The organism is Scytonema hankhaensis NUACC26 (genome assembly GCF_045865695.1).
Lineage (GTDB): Bacteria > Cyanobacteriota > Cyanobacteriia > Cyanobacteriales > Nostocaceae > Scytonema.
On record NZ_BAACAP010000216.1, the window covers coordinates 71,341 to 85,939 of the forward strand.

General features: G+C 40.7%; 14 protein-coding genes and 1 pseudogene. 3 read left to right on the forward strand and 12 right to left on the reverse strand.

What is annotated here, in order from left to right; genetic code table 11:
- Positions 1-11 precede the first annotated feature (11 nt).
- The 3 genes from ACKTT2_RS28900 (at position 12) to ACKTT2_RS28910 (ending at position 3,102) form a co-directional block, all read left to right on the forward strand.
- Positions 12-671, forward strand: coding sequence for an NADPH-dependent F420 reductase (locus tag ACKTT2_RS28900; protein WP_407893116.1), 660 nt, complete (start codon positions 12-14; stop codon positions 669-671).
- Between the two features lie 15 nt (positions 672-686).
- On the forward strand, positions 687-2,003 hold the full coding sequence (locus tag ACKTT2_RS28905; RefSeq protein ID WP_407893118.1) for an epoxide hydrolase family protein: 1,317 nt from the start codon (positions 687-689) through the stop codon (positions 2,001-2,003).
- Between the two features lie 67 nt (positions 2,004-2,070).
- Positions 2,071-3,102, forward strand: a complete 1,032-nt coding sequence (locus tag ACKTT2_RS28910) for a zinc-dependent alcohol dehydrogenase family protein (RefSeq protein WP_407893120.1) — start codon at positions 2,071-2,073, stop codon at positions 3,100-3,102.
- An 85-nt stretch (positions 3,103-3,187) separates the two neighbouring features.
- Here ACKTT2_RS28910 and ACKTT2_RS28915 read toward each other — a convergent pair whose 3' ends face one another.
- The 12 genes and pseudogenes from ACKTT2_RS28915 to ACKTT2_RS28970 all read right to left on the reverse strand — a co-directional run.
- The gene (locus ACKTT2_RS28915) at positions 3,188-3,865 is read right to left on the reverse strand and encodes a hypothetical protein (protein ID WP_407893122.1); all 678 of its coding nucleotides are present in this window, start codon (positions 3,863-3,865) and stop codon (positions 3,188-3,190) included.
- A gap of 427 nt (positions 3,866-4,292) precedes the next feature.
- Positions 4,293-6,506, reverse strand: a complete 2,214-nt coding sequence (locus tag ACKTT2_RS28920; protein WP_407893124.1) for a GAF domain-containing sensor histidine kinase — start codon at positions 6,504-6,506, stop codon at positions 4,293-4,295.
- A 5-nt stretch (positions 6,507-6,511) separates the two neighbouring features.
- Positions 6,512-7,831, reverse strand: coding sequence for a GAF domain-containing protein (locus tag ACKTT2_RS28925; protein WP_407893126.1), 1,320 nt, complete (start codon positions 7,829-7,831; stop codon positions 6,512-6,514).
- Positions 7,832-8,278: 447 nt separating this feature from the next.
- Positions 8,279-9,454 carry a TRC40/GET3/ArsA family transport-energizing ATPase gene (locus ACKTT2_RS28930; protein ID WP_407893129.1) on the reverse strand — a complete coding sequence of 392 codons (1,176 nt, stop codon included), beginning with the start codon at positions 9,452-9,454 and terminating at the stop codon, positions 8,279-8,281.
- An 88-nt stretch (positions 9,455-9,542) separates the two neighbouring features.
- Positions 9,543-9,926, reverse strand: coding sequence for a C6orf136 family protein (locus ACKTT2_RS28935; RefSeq protein WP_407893131.1), 384 nt, complete (start codon positions 9,924-9,926; stop codon positions 9,543-9,545).
- 74 nt (positions 9,927-10,000) lie between these two features.
- Entirely contained in the window at positions 10,001-10,567 is a 567-nt protein-coding gene (locus ACKTT2_RS28940; RefSeq protein ID WP_407893133.1) for a hypothetical protein, read from the reverse strand.
- 131 nt (positions 10,568-10,698) lie between these two features.
- On the reverse strand, positions 10,699-11,145 hold the full coding sequence (locus ACKTT2_RS28945; protein ID WP_407893135.1) for a type II toxin-antitoxin system VapC family toxin: 447 nt from the start codon (positions 11,143-11,145) through the stop codon (positions 10,699-10,701).
- Complete coding sequence (locus ACKTT2_RS28950) at positions 11,142-11,492, reverse strand: hypothetical protein (RefSeq protein ID WP_407893137.1); 351 nt, start codon at positions 11,490-11,492, stop codon at positions 11,142-11,144. The genes ACKTT2_RS28945 and ACKTT2_RS28950 overlap by 4 nt, the downstream gene beginning before the upstream one ends.
- 225 nt (positions 11,493-11,717) lie before the next feature.
- Positions 11,718-12,068, reverse strand: a complete 351-nt coding sequence (locus tag ACKTT2_RS28955; RefSeq protein ID WP_407893139.1) for a hypothetical protein — start codon at positions 12,066-12,068, stop codon at positions 11,718-11,720.
- Between the two features lie 62 nt (positions 12,069-12,130).
- Entirely contained in the window at positions 12,131-13,066 is a 936-nt protein-coding gene (locus ACKTT2_RS28960; protein WP_407893149.1) for a phosphodiester glycosidase family protein, read from the reverse strand.
- A gap of 332 nt (positions 13,067-13,398) precedes the next feature.
- Entirely contained in the window at positions 13,399-14,136 is a 738-nt protein-coding gene (locus ACKTT2_RS28965; protein WP_407893141.1) for a hypothetical protein, read from the reverse strand.
- A 322-nt stretch (positions 14,137-14,458) separates the two neighbouring features.
- Positions 14,459-14,599, reverse strand: a pseudogene (locus ACKTT2_RS28970) (DUF4912 domain-containing protein); the annotation flags it as partial.

The window sequence follows — 14,599 nt, forward strand, 5'->3', positions numbered from 1 at the left end:
GAGATGTTTTTATGAAGATTGGTGTAATCAATGCTGGCAATATCGGTAGCCATTTAGCTAAAGCTTGGGTACAAGCTGGGCACCAAGTGATAGTGAGCAAAGATGGCGATCGCGCTAAACTGCAACCCTTGATAGCGGAACTGGGTGAAAAAGTACTTGTTGGCGAATTAGAAGAAGCGGCTCAATTCGGGGATGTGCTTCTGTTTTCGGTTTCCTGGCTCAGATTTGAGCAAGTTCTGAGCCGCCTCGGTTCATTGGAAGGAAAGATTCTCATCGACACCATGAATCCTTTGAAGGTGAATGAGGCTTACGAGCATTTCCACGATCTAGAATTCATGCGTTTCAATTCGACATCGGAAGAACTGCAACGGCTCGTACCGAATGCCAGAGTTGTCAAAGCATTTAGCACTATTCCAGCCCATTTGTTGGATAAAGATAGCTGGAAAGGAAGTCAGATGCTTCCTTCGATTTTCTTTGCAGGTGACGATGGACAAGCAAAACAAGTCGTAGCTCAACTTATTCAAGACACTGGGTTCCCAGGAATTGATGCAGGTTCGTTGTCAAGCGCTCGACTGCTTGAATCAATGGGGTTGTTACTCCATCGCATAGCAGAAGCTCAAGAGGGTGATTCCAATCTGAATTTGGCTCCCACATTCTTGTTCAAACAATAGTGAAGGTTGCCGCAGATGAAGACTATTTCTCAGAAAGCTATTTTTGTTAGTGCCTTGTTAGCTGGGGTACTAACTGCTGGAGTCCCGACCACAGCGATGACGGTGAAAGCAACTGAGCAAACTGCTACTGTCAAGCAAGATATCAAAGCGACGCCATTCCAAGTAAAAATACCACAAGAAAAAATAGATTTCATCCGGCGTCGCGTCAGGGAGTACCAATGGTATGAACCAATCAAGGGTAGCGATGGTAAATCAGTAGGTTGGCGTTACGGAACCAATATTACCTTCATGAAAGAACTTGCTGACTATTGGGTCAATAATTACGATTGGCGCAAGACGGAGGCAAAGATTAATCGCTTCCAAAACTACCGCGTCAACATCGATGGTCAGCAATTACACTTTATTGTCGAAAAAGGTTCAGGCAAAAATCCCCAGCCTTTATTGCTGATTCATGGCTGGCCCTACTCGTTTTTGAGCTACTTGGATGTTACCGAGCGACTAGCACACCCCGATCGCTTCGGCAGGAACGCTTCGGACGGATTTGACGTGGTTGTCGTTTCTGTCCCCGGATACGGCTTTTCAGAAGCTCCTACAACTCCCGTAGGACTGCGTGCTTTTGGTTCGCGTTACCATAAACTCATGACTGAAGTACTTGGCTACAAGCAGTATATTGTGCATGGGGGCGACCAAGGGGCAATTTCTGCTTCGTTTATGGCGTTTGATTATCCTAAATCTGTTAAGGGACTGCATCACTACCTGGTGTTCCCCCGCCATCCAGAGTCACCTTACGGGAGCGGTCAGGTCGGTTCCAATCCAACAAAAGCGGAACTGGAGTTTGTAAAGGACGAAATTGAGCGCTTTACCCAGCAGAGCGCTTATTTTAACGTCCATTTGACGCGACCTGAAACTCTGTCAGTGGCAATGGTGGATTCGCCTGTAGGAGTGGCATCTTGGATTGTTGAGAAGTACTACTACTGGACAGACCAACGCCAGCGCCCCTTTGAGAAAATTCTTACTAAAAACCAACTTCTGGATGAGGTAATGCTGTATTTGGTTACCGATACCTTCCGCACCTCCCTTTGGCCCTACGCCGCATTCCAAACAGAAATCCCCCTGTTGAGAGCGGGTCAAAAAATTATGGTACCTACTGCCATTACCGCTTGGCCCGACCCATTGAATAAGATGCCACCGCGTGAATTTGTCGAGCGATCGCGCGGCAACATTATTCAGTGGACTGATATGCCAAGCGGCGGACATTTCCCATTCTATGAAGAACCCAAACGCTTTGTTGATGACATTATTACCTTTGGGCGCTCTTTGCGCTGGTTTTGACGGCTATTAACTTTCCTAATTCACATTAGGCGTAAATTCGACCATCTCAACACGAGGAAGATTTATTATGACAACGATCAAAAAATGGCGGTTTCACGAATATGGCGGTCCTGAAAAACTCCAACTAGATGAATTACCTATTTCAAGCCCTAAAGCCGATGAGGTCTTAATCAATGTTGAAGCAATGAGCCTCAACAGATCCGATTCACTGTGGTTGGCGAACAATTATGTGGAAGTTCCTACATTGCCATCCCACATTGGTTATGAGGTGAGCGGGACTATTGAGGAAGTGGGAGCAGACGTTAAAGGTTTATCACTTGGGCAGCGCGTCAGCACCATCAATGCCTTCTCAATTAGCGATTATGGTAATTTTGGCGAGAAGACAATTATTTCTGCGCGAGCCGTGATGCCCTCTCCACAAGAATTTACACCTGCTCAAGAGGCTTCATTTTCATTTTCGTACTTCACAGGATATTTTGCGTTATTCGAGTATGCTCGGCTGCTACCACATCAAACTGTGTTAATTACGGGAGCCACCAGTACGACTGGATTTGGTGCCATTTACCTTGCCAAGAAGATTGGTGCAACGGTTATTGCGACTACCAGAACTAGCAAGAAGAAGCAGGCACTGTTGGATGCTGGCGCTGACTTTGTCGTTGCAACGGAAGAAGAAGACCTAGTGGCAATCGTCAAGGAGATTACGAATGGCTATGGGGTAGATGTGATTTATGATGCCGTTGCGGGTTCTCTTATGGATCGTTTGGCTGAATGCGTGAAAATCCGAGGTTACTGGATTGTCTATGGTCTACTTGATGACATTATGGGTGTAAGTCCATTTCCTTGGTGGGCAGCTTTCTCCCGTAGTTTTCATTTCTATGTTTACAAGGTCTTCCACTACACTGGAGCACGCCATCAGGGCTTACCAGGCGATGACGAAGCGTATGAACGTGCTCGAAGATTTATTGAAGCTGGATTAAATGACGGTTCTCTTCCGCCCGTTCCCATAGACAAAGAATTTCAGGGAATTGAGTCACTTCCGGAGGCAATGTCATACATGGAATCTAATCAAGCTGCAGGAAAGATTGTGGTGACGGTTTAATAGAACAGCGCAATTGATTGGGGAAAAATCATATTCATCCACTCTCTTTAAGAGGGTGGATTATCCTCCCGCTTTATCTTGGTAGTTAACTCCTGAACTGCCGTTTAACCGCCTGCTGAAATTTCTCTGCTAGCAATAATACCGCCTCTTCAATGAGAAAACGTCGCGGTTTGCTATTTTCTTTGCTCAATCGTTCTACTACCAACCCCGCTTCTTCTGATATTCTCGGTGGTTGGTATTCTCTGCCACCACCTGTATATCTCCATGATGTTGGCTCTTTTTTCGGTTGCTTTTCCTTATATTTCTTGGTTTCAACTTGGATATCTTTCTTGGAAACTTCTTCGTTACAAGCTTTTTCCAGCATCGTCTTGATAACTTCAACTGGAGTGCGACCTGTAGCTAATTTGTAGAGTGCTGACATTGAGAGGTTGCGATTGATTGTTTCGAGTTGTTTGATAGTAAAGCTTCCAAGTATGGGCGCTAGCTTTAGCAAGTGGTTGGCAATGCTCGCTGACCATCCTAAAGCATTGGCTAAAGCTTCTTCATATTGTTTGGGCTGAAGTTTTTCTTTGAGAAACAGCAATAACTGCCCAACTTTGGCGGCTCCTAGTAATATGCAGGGGTTTGTGCTGCTAATCTCGGCACAGATTTCTTTTATCAAGTCTTGACTCGATTTTGCTAGCTTACGAATGAGATATTGAACTTCAAGAGCAACTGTTTCTGAAAAATTCGCAGCAGGAGCTGCTTCCGGCGCATTAGTCATGTTAAGATCGCTCCAGAATGAATATTTTTTAATTTTTTTAGAGGAAGTGCTCCTGACCAACATGAGCGCTTCCTCATTTGCTCAATTATACAACATTGCGGAAAATTTTCATAGAAAATTTTTGGTAGAAATTTAGATTTTGTCAGAGAAAAATATGCGTCTACAGGCGCGATGCGATCCGGCTGTACTCCCGTATGTAGTTGGCTTAGCGCGAAAGCATTTTAAGATTTCGCGATCTAACCATAGCAATTCTAAATCAGTTCTGAGAAACTAGAGTTTCATACTTTTGGATATTACGAGTTGCATGGCTTGCTGTATTCTTTCTCCAAACAATTCTTCTAGAGTCTCGAAAGAGATATTGCCAGCAATTGAAGCAACAAACCATTTTTTTTCGCAATAGTCGCTATCTTCCAGGACTACTAAAGCCCTAAGAACTAGACATTTTTTGCTCCATCGGAATTTCAATCCAAAACTCAGTTCCCAACCCAACCTGAGAGTTACATTTAAAAACTCCACAGTGTTTATCCACGATAATTTGGTAACTAATTGACAATCCCAACCCAGTCCCTTTACCGACTGGCTTAGTTGTGAAAAATGGATCGAAAACTCGTTGAAGCAAATCTTGGGGTATTCCCGAACCATTGTCTGAAATGCGAATTACAACACTGGGAATATAACCGTCTATTTGACCTACAGATGTTACGATCGCAATTCTACCTTTTGGCGCATCTGTTACAGAAGCCCTTTGTTGATCCAAAGCATCAATAGCATTACTGACAACATTCATAAAAACCTGATTGAGTTGACCTGCATAACACTCAACCAAAGGTAAATCGCCATACTCTTTAACAACATCAATCCCAGGGCTGTCAGGTCTGGGCTTTAATCGATAGTGTAAAATCAGCAGTGTATTGTCAATTCCCTCGTGAATGTCCACGAGTTTCATTTCCGCTTGGTCAAGTCTAGAGAAATTTCTTAACGAGAGAACGATTTGACGGATGCGATCGGTTCCTATCTTAATAGAAGCAAGTATCTTGGGCAAATCCTCTACAATAAAATCAAATTCCAGTGCTTCTGCTTGCTCGATAATCTCAGGGTGAGGATTTGGATAATATCGCTGGTAAAGTTCCAACATTGTCAGCAAATCTTCGGCGTATTCATTAACATGGGTAATGTTGCCATAAATGAAGTTGACTGGATTGTTAATCTCGTGAGCAACACCTGCAACAAGCTGACCGAGTGAAGACATTTTCTCCGTTTGAATCAGTTGAGTTTGAGCTTGCTGTAGTTCGTGTAGCGTATTTTGTAATTTAGCTGTACGCTCTTTAACTTGATTTTCTAAGTTGGCATTGAGAGCATTTACTTGTTGGTAAATCTCGCGTTGCTGAATTGCCAGGGTAAACTGCTTTCCCAAAGCTTGAGCTAATTTAAGTTCTTCTGTAGTCCATTCAAGAGGCTGTGCTTTTTTGTGTTCGTGCCAAACTTCAAATGACATTCGTGGATACAATTGCCGTTCGTCGCGATCGAACCTTCCCGCCCAAAGAGTTTCTGTATCAACCTCATCTCGAAAAATACTTAAATAACCCAACAATTGCTGACGATCTTTCAGTGGTAGCATTAAGATACCACGAATCTTGGTTGGTCGGAAAGCAACTTGTAAATTTCGCAACTGTGGTATTTTGTAGATATCTGGAATAGCCCATATGTCACAATCTCCAGAATTATTATAGTGTTCTTGCCAAACGCTATATTGCTCCATCAATTGATATCTGGCAACTTCTGGCACGCTCGGTTGACAACCATAAGTATAAATCTTAACTAAAGGCTCATCCAATTCCAGACATTCTGCTAAACTTTTTACTGTACTATTCTTAACATCAAAGGCTCGGTTCCTAATACAAAGTCTGCCACCAGACCCTCCAAATGCTGTCACTGCTGCTTCTAAAGCTGGCTGCAATTCAACTGCGGGCATTGAGTGTAATAAGGTGGCAATGCGGTTGACAATAGCTTCCCGTTGCGATTTTTCATGGGCTTGGGTCAGTATATTACTTTGTGCGATCGCAACTGACAACTGGTCTACAACTCTCTGCACTGCCTCAACATCATCTTCATCAAACTGGCGCGAACTCGAATCGTGAGACACTAACAGTCCCCAAAGTTGGTCTTGATGAAAAATGGGTGTGACTAAAGAAGATGTAACTCCCATCGCCGTCAAGTATTCTATATGACAAGGGTCTATAGGTCTAAATCGTATATTCTCTGATATTGTCTCCCTCGTTTCCAGATCGCGTAACGGGCTATGACCTATTTGCCGACTTTCAACATGAGCTACAGAACGCACTCGCGCCTTAATAAAAAGTTCTCGTGCATGAGGAGGAATATCATCCGCCGGAAAATTCAACCCTAGTAACGATGGAAGACGATAATTATGAATCGCTTCTGCAATCACTTGACCGCTATTATCGGGATGAAATTTGTAAATCAGTACGCGGTCAGTTCCCAACAAAGAACGGACTTCAGCGACTGTTGTTGTTAAAATCTCTTCTAAAGAAAGTGTTTGTCGAATATTGTTAACAATTCGACGTAACAAATTTTCTTTTTCTAAACGAATCTGCAAATCATCATTGGCACTAGGAAACATTGGGTTTAGCCAAATAAATTCTGAAATAAGTTGGCATTAAAGGCTTGTACCTGTTGGTAAATTTCGTATTGCTGAATGAAGAGAGCAAATTGCTTACCTATGGCTTGGGCGAGTTCAATTTCTTCAACAGTCCATTCACAAGCTTGTGCTTTTTTAGATTCTCGCCACACTTCAAACGACAAACGGGGATATAATTGTCGTCGGTCTGGGTCAAACTGACCAGCCCATAGAGTTTCAGTATCGATTTCGTCGCGGAAAACACTTAAATAACCGAGCAACTGCTGACGATATTGCAGTGGTATCATTATCAAGCTACGAATTTTAGTGGGTCGGAAAGCAATTTGCAGATTTCGCAATTCGGGTGTTTGATAGATGTCTGTAATTGCCCAAACATCACAGTTACCAAATTTGTGGCGTTCTTGCCAAACACTGTATTGCTCCATATACTGATATTTTGCAATCTCTAGCATCACGGGTTGCCAACCACACGTATAAAGCTCAACTGAAGGGTTTTCTTCATTCAGACAGTCTGCCAAACTTTTCACTGTGTCATTTTGCAAGCTAAAGGCTTGATGTCTAATACACAATCGACCCCCACTTCCAGAAAACACTTCAACAGTTTCTTTTAAGGCTGACTGTAGTTCAATACTAGGCATTGAGTGCAGTAGGGTTGTGATGCGATTGAGTACTACTTCTCTTTGCGCTCTTGCTTGGGCTTTGGTTAAAATATGACTCTGTGCGATCGCGATCGATAACCGATCTACCACCATCTGCACGGCTTCAATTTCCGACTCAGGAACCAAACGCGGTTCTGAGTGATGAGATGCTAACAGTCCCCAAAGTTCTTCTTGATGAAAAATGGGCATGATGAGAGAAGATTTCACCCCCATTGCTGTTAAATATTCGACATGACAAGGATCGACAGGGCGGTATGTTATGTCTCCTGATACTGCTTCTCCCGTTACAAAATTACGCAAAGGGCTTTGACCTATCTGTCGCGTGTCAACATTTACCACAGAACGCGATCGTGCTTTCATAAACATTTTCCGAGCATGAAGCGGAATATCATCAGCAGGAAAATTTAATCCTAACAAGGATGGTAAACGATTATTATCTATAGATTCTGCAATGACTTTACCGCTACCATCACTATGGAATTTGTAAAGCATGACTCGATCTGTTCTCAGTAAAGAACGAACTTCCTCTGCTATTGCTTTCAAAATCTCGTCTAAATCTAAAGTTTGATGAATGCTGTTTATAATGTGTCGTAGCAAATTTTCCTGCTCTAGACGCAATTGTAAATCTTGTTCAATGCTTAGAGTCATAGCTTTTTTTCAAATAAAGTTGGATGAAATATAGGGAATTAAATTTCAAAGGATAGTTATTTATACCATTTTGGATTTTGGATTTTGGATTTTGGATTGAAAAAGCCTTGTGGGACTTAATTTCACCCAACTATCTGTAACATTCTTTTTTCAAATTGGTATTATCTAAAAATATTGTGAATTTTAATTGTGCTGTTTGTCTACAGTAAAAATACTGGCAAACTTTTGCAAAGTAATTTTATAGTTTTCTATACTTAAGTAAAATCCAGACGTAGGTAGGGCTAAAGCCCATCGTTTAACATTGATAGACCTTGCTCACCCTACTTTTATGTACTTAAATTTGATGTGAGTGGGCTTTAGCCCTACCTACTTTTATATAACTATAGGGAACAAAGAATAGGAACTTTCTGTTCCCTGTTCCCCGTTCCCTTTTTTATGTAACAATCGTCAAGCAGCAAAACGGATTTTGAGATAATCTTCTTCCATTTTCGCCCCTGCAGGTTGGAGTGCAGCCAAAGACTGAGGTAACACTAAATTTCGACGATGATTACCAATTGTAATATTAAGTTCATCACCAGATTTACTCAATTGAATTTGATTTTTAGGAATACCAGGTAAATACAATTCCAAACTGTACTGATTGTTTTCTTGAATAATTTTGATGGTAGTTTCTGTATGATACACTTGAGTGGGATCTTCATCCGTGTAAAGTGTGTTTTTTAGACGTTCCAAAGCATCTAAACCACACATCTCTTCAGAGAAAAGAGGAACTTCCTTGACGGGGAGTGGATGGAAATTGTCATGAATCTCCTGACGGTACTGCTTTTGATTATCTTTCCAACGTTGGAAAAAGGGATCTTGCACTTCTTCCGGAATGATGCGGTTAGCCACAACTAAGTCAGTGGCAACATTGTACAAGCTAAGATAAGCGTGAGCGCGAAGAGATTCCTTAATCACCATCTTTTCCGGATTGGTGACAAGGCGCACTGAGGTTTGAGTGTTATCAGTCAGTACTTTTTCTAGCGCTTCAATTTGCTGATAAAACTCGTAAGGTGCATCCATTACCTCTTTATCTGGTAACGAGAAACCAGCGATGGGTTTAAAAATCGGTTCAACAAGAGGTCGAAGTGCGACTGAAATATTTTGAAATGGTTTGTAAAAACGCCGCATATACCAGCCACTCACTTCTGGTAAGCTTAGCAAGCGTAATGCCGTACCAGTAGGGGCGGAGTCAATAATCAGAACATCAAACTCACCTTCATCATAATGACGCTTCATCCTAACCAAGCCAAAAATCTCATCCATGCCTGGTAGAATAGCCAATTCTTCTGCCTGCACGCCGTCTAAACCCCGTGCTTGCAGGACTTGGGTGATGTAACGTTTTACAGAACCCCAATTTGCCTCCAACTCTAGCAGCGCATCCAGTTCTGCACCCCACAAATTGGGGCGGATTTGTTTTGGTGCGTGTCCCAGTTCTAGGTCAAAACTGTCTGCTAGTGAGTGTGCGGGGTCTGTACTCAAAACTAATGTGCGATAACCTAGTTCTGCACAACGGAGTCCAGTGGCGGCGGCGACTGAGGTTTTTCCCACGCCACCTTTACCTGTCATTAGAATTACACGCATTGATAGTTTTGTCCTAGCTGAGAAATGTTTACACTTATTTACATTAACAGTGACCAGTGACCAGTGACCAGTGACTAGTGACCAGTGACTAATGACTAGTGGAAAAATGCTGCTTCAACACATCTAACCGGGAACAGTTCCAATAATCAATGTGAGAAGCAATCAAACCTTGAGCATTGAGACACAACTCACTCCAGCCAGAAATAGCAATTCGAGGTTTCCAGGGAAGGGGAGTATTCCAGCTGAGTGTCCACTCCGTTTTGATTGTATCTCCTACAGGATAAATGGCGTGTAAGTCCATTTTTACGTTTAAAAACCAACTCTCCATGAATTTAATCATTTGTTTGTATCGCTCAATACCGTGAAATTTATTGAGGGGGTCTTGGAAATAAACGTCCTCAGTGTAAATGTCGTATGTTTGATTCACTGGAAATCTTTGATAATCTTCTTGAAGAATTTGAATAATTTCCATTTAGTTAGTTGTTAGTTGTTAGTTGTTAGTGGTCACTGGTCACTGGTTAGTGGTCACTGGTCACTGGTTACTGTTCACTGTATCTCGTTCCAAAGTCTTTCTAACTGATACCGCCATACGCCGAGAACTTCCTCTCGCGCTTGGCTGGTTTGGTCTATCTCTCCCATCAATCCTTCGGCATAAAAACGATCGAGGTTTTGCATCGTGGCTTCTAAGGATTGTCCTTGCTGTTTTGCTGCTTGGATAATTTGCCGGATGCGCTTCTCTATCAGCCGATTGAAGACGTTGTTCAAACCATTTTGATGTAAAGAAATGAGTCGTGCGATCGCACCCCGAAGATCTTCCGCAGTTAAGCTACCAGAACTGTGCTGAAAGACTCCCCAAATGACCCCTTGCTGTAAGGCATAGCGAACTTCTTGGGTATCATCGAAATTTGCTTCTAAAAATTGTTCTAGAAAAGGTTGGGCTTCTGACGCGGGCATAATAGGTAATAGTACTCGCAACCAACTTTCATCATCTGAAAGCATCACAAGAAGGCGAAATGTTGCTGTTTCCACTTGCCAGGAACCGGGTGCAATAGCCCCGACAGTTTCAGTCCCAAATAATTCCGTTAGCGTATCCGCGATTTCTGAAGGTATCATATTTGTTTTTTTATCTTCAGTTCTTAGGGTAGCGCTTTCAGGTGGTATTGCGACCGGGCGTAAAAAAGCGATCGCGTTTGTATTTTAATGAGAATGAGTCACGTTGACAACCGCGATCGCCCTCTTTCATATCATTCAATTTCTTGCCACAGACGAGCATCTACAAATTGAGATAAATGGTTGACATTAGTTGTAGCAATGATGACTACATCATCATTTGGTTCTATCAGTTTAGCTTGCGCTGCTAAAATGACATCTCCATCTAGCGCCTTCGGATCTGCTGTAGGAGTTCCCCGGCGTCTTGCTTCAGCCCAGAATTTAGCAGCTTGAAGCATTATTGCTGTATCTATCGGCAAATATTCCAGTTTCCTTTTCCAATCATCTAAACGTGCAATCCCTGCTAACTTATTCGCTCGTAGTAATTCTCTTCTTACTTCATAGTCTGCAATTTCAGGTAAAATTACCCTACAGTTTTTTGATAGCAATGAACGTACCCATCTTAGACACTCTTCAGATGCAGGATTCGCTTTATGATTTGTCAATATTCCTAAGGGAGCTGAATCTAATAGAACTATCATTTTTGTGGAAATAATGGTCGATTTGAAAGACGATCCTCATCCAATGCCTTTTGCAAGTACTCAAATGTCTCTCTTTGTTCTTCTTCATCTCCCTCTTCTACCCACTTATCTAACCACTCTATTAAAGCTTGATTGATCTGGAGTTGTTCTTCTTTGGTTCTTTTGGGTAGTACGTAAGCAGGTTGATATACCAAAGCTTCCTCCCTCTGCTTCCCATTATCTTCAATTAACTTAGCTATTTCCTGTAACAAGCTAGTTTTTATGAGACTCAACCGTTCATCAATCGCTGAAGTTACCAAAGCTTTTAGCTCGTCAGTTGTCAAATCTGATATTCGTTGCTCTGTCATTTCATAAGTCCTTTTTTGTACTCATTATCCCGTATTTTATAGCAATCCTAATTGAATTGTGAGAAAACACGTAACCTTATTGTCCAAATTTAATGTAAAATTGAATTTAGCCAATTTCATAACCCTTTGACTGTAAAGACAACAACCAACTCTGACACTCCAAATTGAAAGAAGAAGCTTTAGGGTTTGTTAAAATTCCTAGCGATCCCGAATCTAATACAACTATCATGTTTGTGGGAATAGGGAGCGATTGGAAAGTCTGTCTTCATCTAAAACCTGTCGTAGATATTCAAAAGTTTCTCGTTGTTCCTCTTCATCATACTCTTCGTCCCACCTGCGAAACATTTCTTGCAAGTCTTTTAATTTCTGTTGTCTTTCAGCCTCACTAAGTTTAGGCAGTATGTATGAGTTACTTTGTCCATTGACAGCTGCTAAGCTTTTCACCTTGCTCTCCATTAAATCAGCTATTTCCTGTAACAAGCTAGCTTTTATGGCACTTAGCCGTTCATCAATCGTTGAAGACATCAAGGCTTTTAGCTCGTCAGTTGTCAAATCTGATATTCGTTGCTCTGTCATTTCATTATTTTATTATTTTAGTCGATAATCTATATGATATAGAAGCCGATCGCATAAAGCTTTTACTTCTGAGAATTTTTATATATCAGAAAAACTGAACCAATTGGTCCTAAGTTCTCCACATATATTTTATTGTTGTAGTATAAACCTGGAGACATACCACCATCAAATAACATTCCTTCTTTAATTTTCCCCAAACAATTATTTCGAGCAATCCCTTCAAGTACATCGTCAAACATATCTGGCAAAAGTTCTTGATTGATTTGCGATAACTCTATTTCAGAATTGGCTTTAGCATCATTCACTAACAAAATGACATAACCGCGATCGCTCACAGCTACCATAGAGCGATTTGTTGCTTGTTTGCAAGCAAGTTCTCCCAAGTCTTTACAAATATCTTTAAATTTGCCGTTCCGATAAAATCTACCATTACCTCCTACCAAATTGTAATTCAGAATATTATTTGTTCTCCTTCCTACTCCAATAGTAGCCTGACGTTGACTTGGATTTCCTCCTGAAACTCCAAAGGAAGAACGTTTGTTTTTAAATGCTCCTGAATACTCAACTCCACGAGAAATATTTAAACCTTGAGGTTTATCATCAGTCCCTATGTAGTCAGCATTAATTGCGACAATTGGTTTTTGTCCGTTTAATTTTGAGTTTTCATCAGCAATGATTTCACGGAAAACTTTGGGTATGTAGTCTCGACGTATATTGCCTTTACGATCTTTTGCATACAAGTTATGTGGTAGACCAACATTAACTTTAAAATCTAACTCTTTGGCTTTAGGATGAAAAATAATAACATGATTAATTCCTTTATCATATTTCTTGCCTTGATTATTCGTTTTGAAAAAACTGATGCTAAAATTTCTATCCTGTCCAATACAGGTGGTAGCTGCTTCTAAGAAAGATTGGTGTAACATTTTACAGCTACATAAAAGAGTAATTGATAGGAAAAATATCAAGCTTTCTTTAATTAATTTTTTAGATGTCATCATAACATAAACACTATCTTAACTTCCTGTGTTGTTAAAAGAAACTCTAATATAGCAATCCTAAATCATTTGTAAAAATTTATAGTACCGTAGGGTGGGCAATGCCCACCAAAAGACTTGGTAGTGTGTATCGCCCACCCTACGTGTATTGATAAATGAAATATAGGAATTATAAATGATTTTTGAAAAATTTTAAGTACTGTAGGGTAGGCATTGCCCACCAAAAGCCTTATGTGGTGGGCAATGCTCACCCTACGTATAGTTCAAAAATTAAATAGAAGTCCTATAGGATTGCCATAACATTATTTTAAGTCAGGGAAATAATTGTCTTATTATTTGACTGCTTCACTCGTGATAGTTTGTAGAATGCTCTTTATATCATTGTCCTTCTTTTGGGGTTTTAGCTCGCTAACTCCGTCTGACTCAAAGCTTTGAATTGCTGTTTTATAACTTTCTTCAGATTCGTAGTGCTCCTCAAAATATTCATTATCTTTATAACCATATAGAATTAAATTTGAGTCAATTTTCTTTAAAAAAGGCTGAGGCACATTAATTTTTTTTAAACTTTGAAAGTACCCTCTCATAAAACTATAAAAATAGCTAATAAAATAATTAATTTCTTTTCGGGAAAACTCTGATTCTAATGGATCGTGTAGTACATCTTTATCATAACTATCTACATCATCCTCTAAAACTTTATACAACATGAAGGTAATTGAACCGCGATGGTCGTAGATTGATACTAAATAAAAAAATTTCCCTTGTTCTTTTTCCAAGACTAGTAAAATAGGAAAGAAGAACGAGCCTTTCCAATTATCAATGAAATCACTGCTATCTCCAAACAACCATGTTAGTGTTACAAACAATTTTGCTAAATTAAACCGATCCTCGCGATAGCGTTCTGAATAATGAACGTTCCAATAAAAGTCGTAATCTTCTTTAATAGGAAGGCTGCTTTGTCTAAGCTTCCTATACTCAAAATCATCTAATCTCCAAAGCTGATACTTAATATTATTTTCCTCAAATTCAACTTTGCGGCGTTCTTTCATTTGTTTGATGACTTCCGGCATATACTTCACTGCAACGAACTAAGACCCATAAGCTAAAGGTCTTGGGCTTATTTGTCAAGTATATTAGGAACGATTTATCTAGTAGGTTGCTAGAACACCTTGCAGATCGCATTAATATAATTAAAGTCTCTCATAGTAAAACTTATGAAGATGTTCAAAGGAGGCGGAGCCTCTAAAGAAGGCATTCCCAGGCGGAGCCACCGGATCGAGATGGCAAGGTGGGGGGTAAATTACAAAAACTCCGCCACAGCATAATTGTAGCGGAGAGCAAATTTTTCAAAAGATTTCGGTCAATCCAAAATTTAAAATCTAAAATCCAAAATTAAGGGAGCCATTCTAAAACAGCTTCGTCCTTAGTATTGGTATTGCGAGATGGAGTTTCACGATTAAACTTCATGTGAATCGATCGCGTTTGTTCGCCATCAGCAGCAACAGCCATGATTGGATAGTCAATCAAACCATC

Excerpts from the sequence above, each read along its gene's own strand:
- ACKTT2_RS28920 (WP_407893124.1), bottom strand. The coding sequence starts at position 6,506 with ATGTTTCCTAGTGCCAATGATGATTTGCAGATTCGTTTAGAAAAAGAA.
- ACKTT2_RS28955 (WP_407893139.1), bottom strand. The coding sequence starts at position 12,068 with ATGACAGAGCAACGAATATCAGATTTGACAACTGACGAGCTAAAAGCC.
- ACKTT2_RS28960 (WP_407893149.1), bottom strand. The coding sequence starts at position 13,066 with ATGACATCTAAAAAATTAATTAAAGAAAGCTTGATATTTTTCCTATCA.
- ACKTT2_RS28940 (WP_407893133.1), bottom strand. The coding sequence starts at position 10,567 with ATGATACCTTCAGAAATCGCGGATACGCTAACGGAATTATTTGGGACT.
- ACKTT2_RS28905 (WP_407893118.1), top strand. The coding sequence starts at position 687 with ATGAAGACTATTTCTCAGAAAGCTATTTTTGTTAGTGCCTTGTTAGCT.
- ACKTT2_RS28925 (WP_407893126.1), bottom strand. The coding sequence starts at position 7,831 with ATGACTCTAAGCATTGAACAAGATTTACAATTGCGTCTAGAGCAGGAA.
- ACKTT2_RS28950 (WP_407893137.1), bottom strand. The coding sequence starts at position 11,492 with ATGACAGAGCAACGAATATCAGATTTGACAACTGACGAGCTAAAAGCT.
- ACKTT2_RS28930 (WP_407893129.1), bottom strand. The coding sequence starts at position 9,454 with ATGCGTGTAATTCTAATGACAGGTAAAGGTGGCGTGGGAAAAACCTCA.
- ACKTT2_RS28945 (WP_407893135.1), bottom strand. The coding sequence starts at position 11,145 with ATGATAGTTCTATTAGATTCAGCTCCCTTAGGAATATTGACAAATCAT.
- ACKTT2_RS28900 (WP_407893116.1), top strand. The coding sequence starts at position 12 with ATGAAGATTGGTGTAATCAATGCTGGCAATATCGGTAGCCATTTAGCT.
- ACKTT2_RS28910 (WP_407893120.1), top strand. The coding sequence starts at position 2,071 with ATGACAACGATCAAAAAATGGCGGTTTCACGAATATGGCGGTCCTGAA.
- ACKTT2_RS28935 (WP_407893131.1), bottom strand. The coding sequence starts at position 9,926 with ATGGAAATTATTCAAATTCTTCAAGAAGATTATCAAAGATTTCCAGTG.
- ACKTT2_RS28915 (WP_407893122.1), bottom strand. The coding sequence starts at position 3,865 with ATGACTAATGCGCCGGAAGCAGCTCCTGCTGCGAATTTTTCAGAAACA.
- ACKTT2_RS28965 (WP_407893141.1), bottom strand. The coding sequence starts at position 14,136 with ATGCCGGAAGTCATCAAACAAATGAAAGAACGCCGCAAAGTTGAATTT.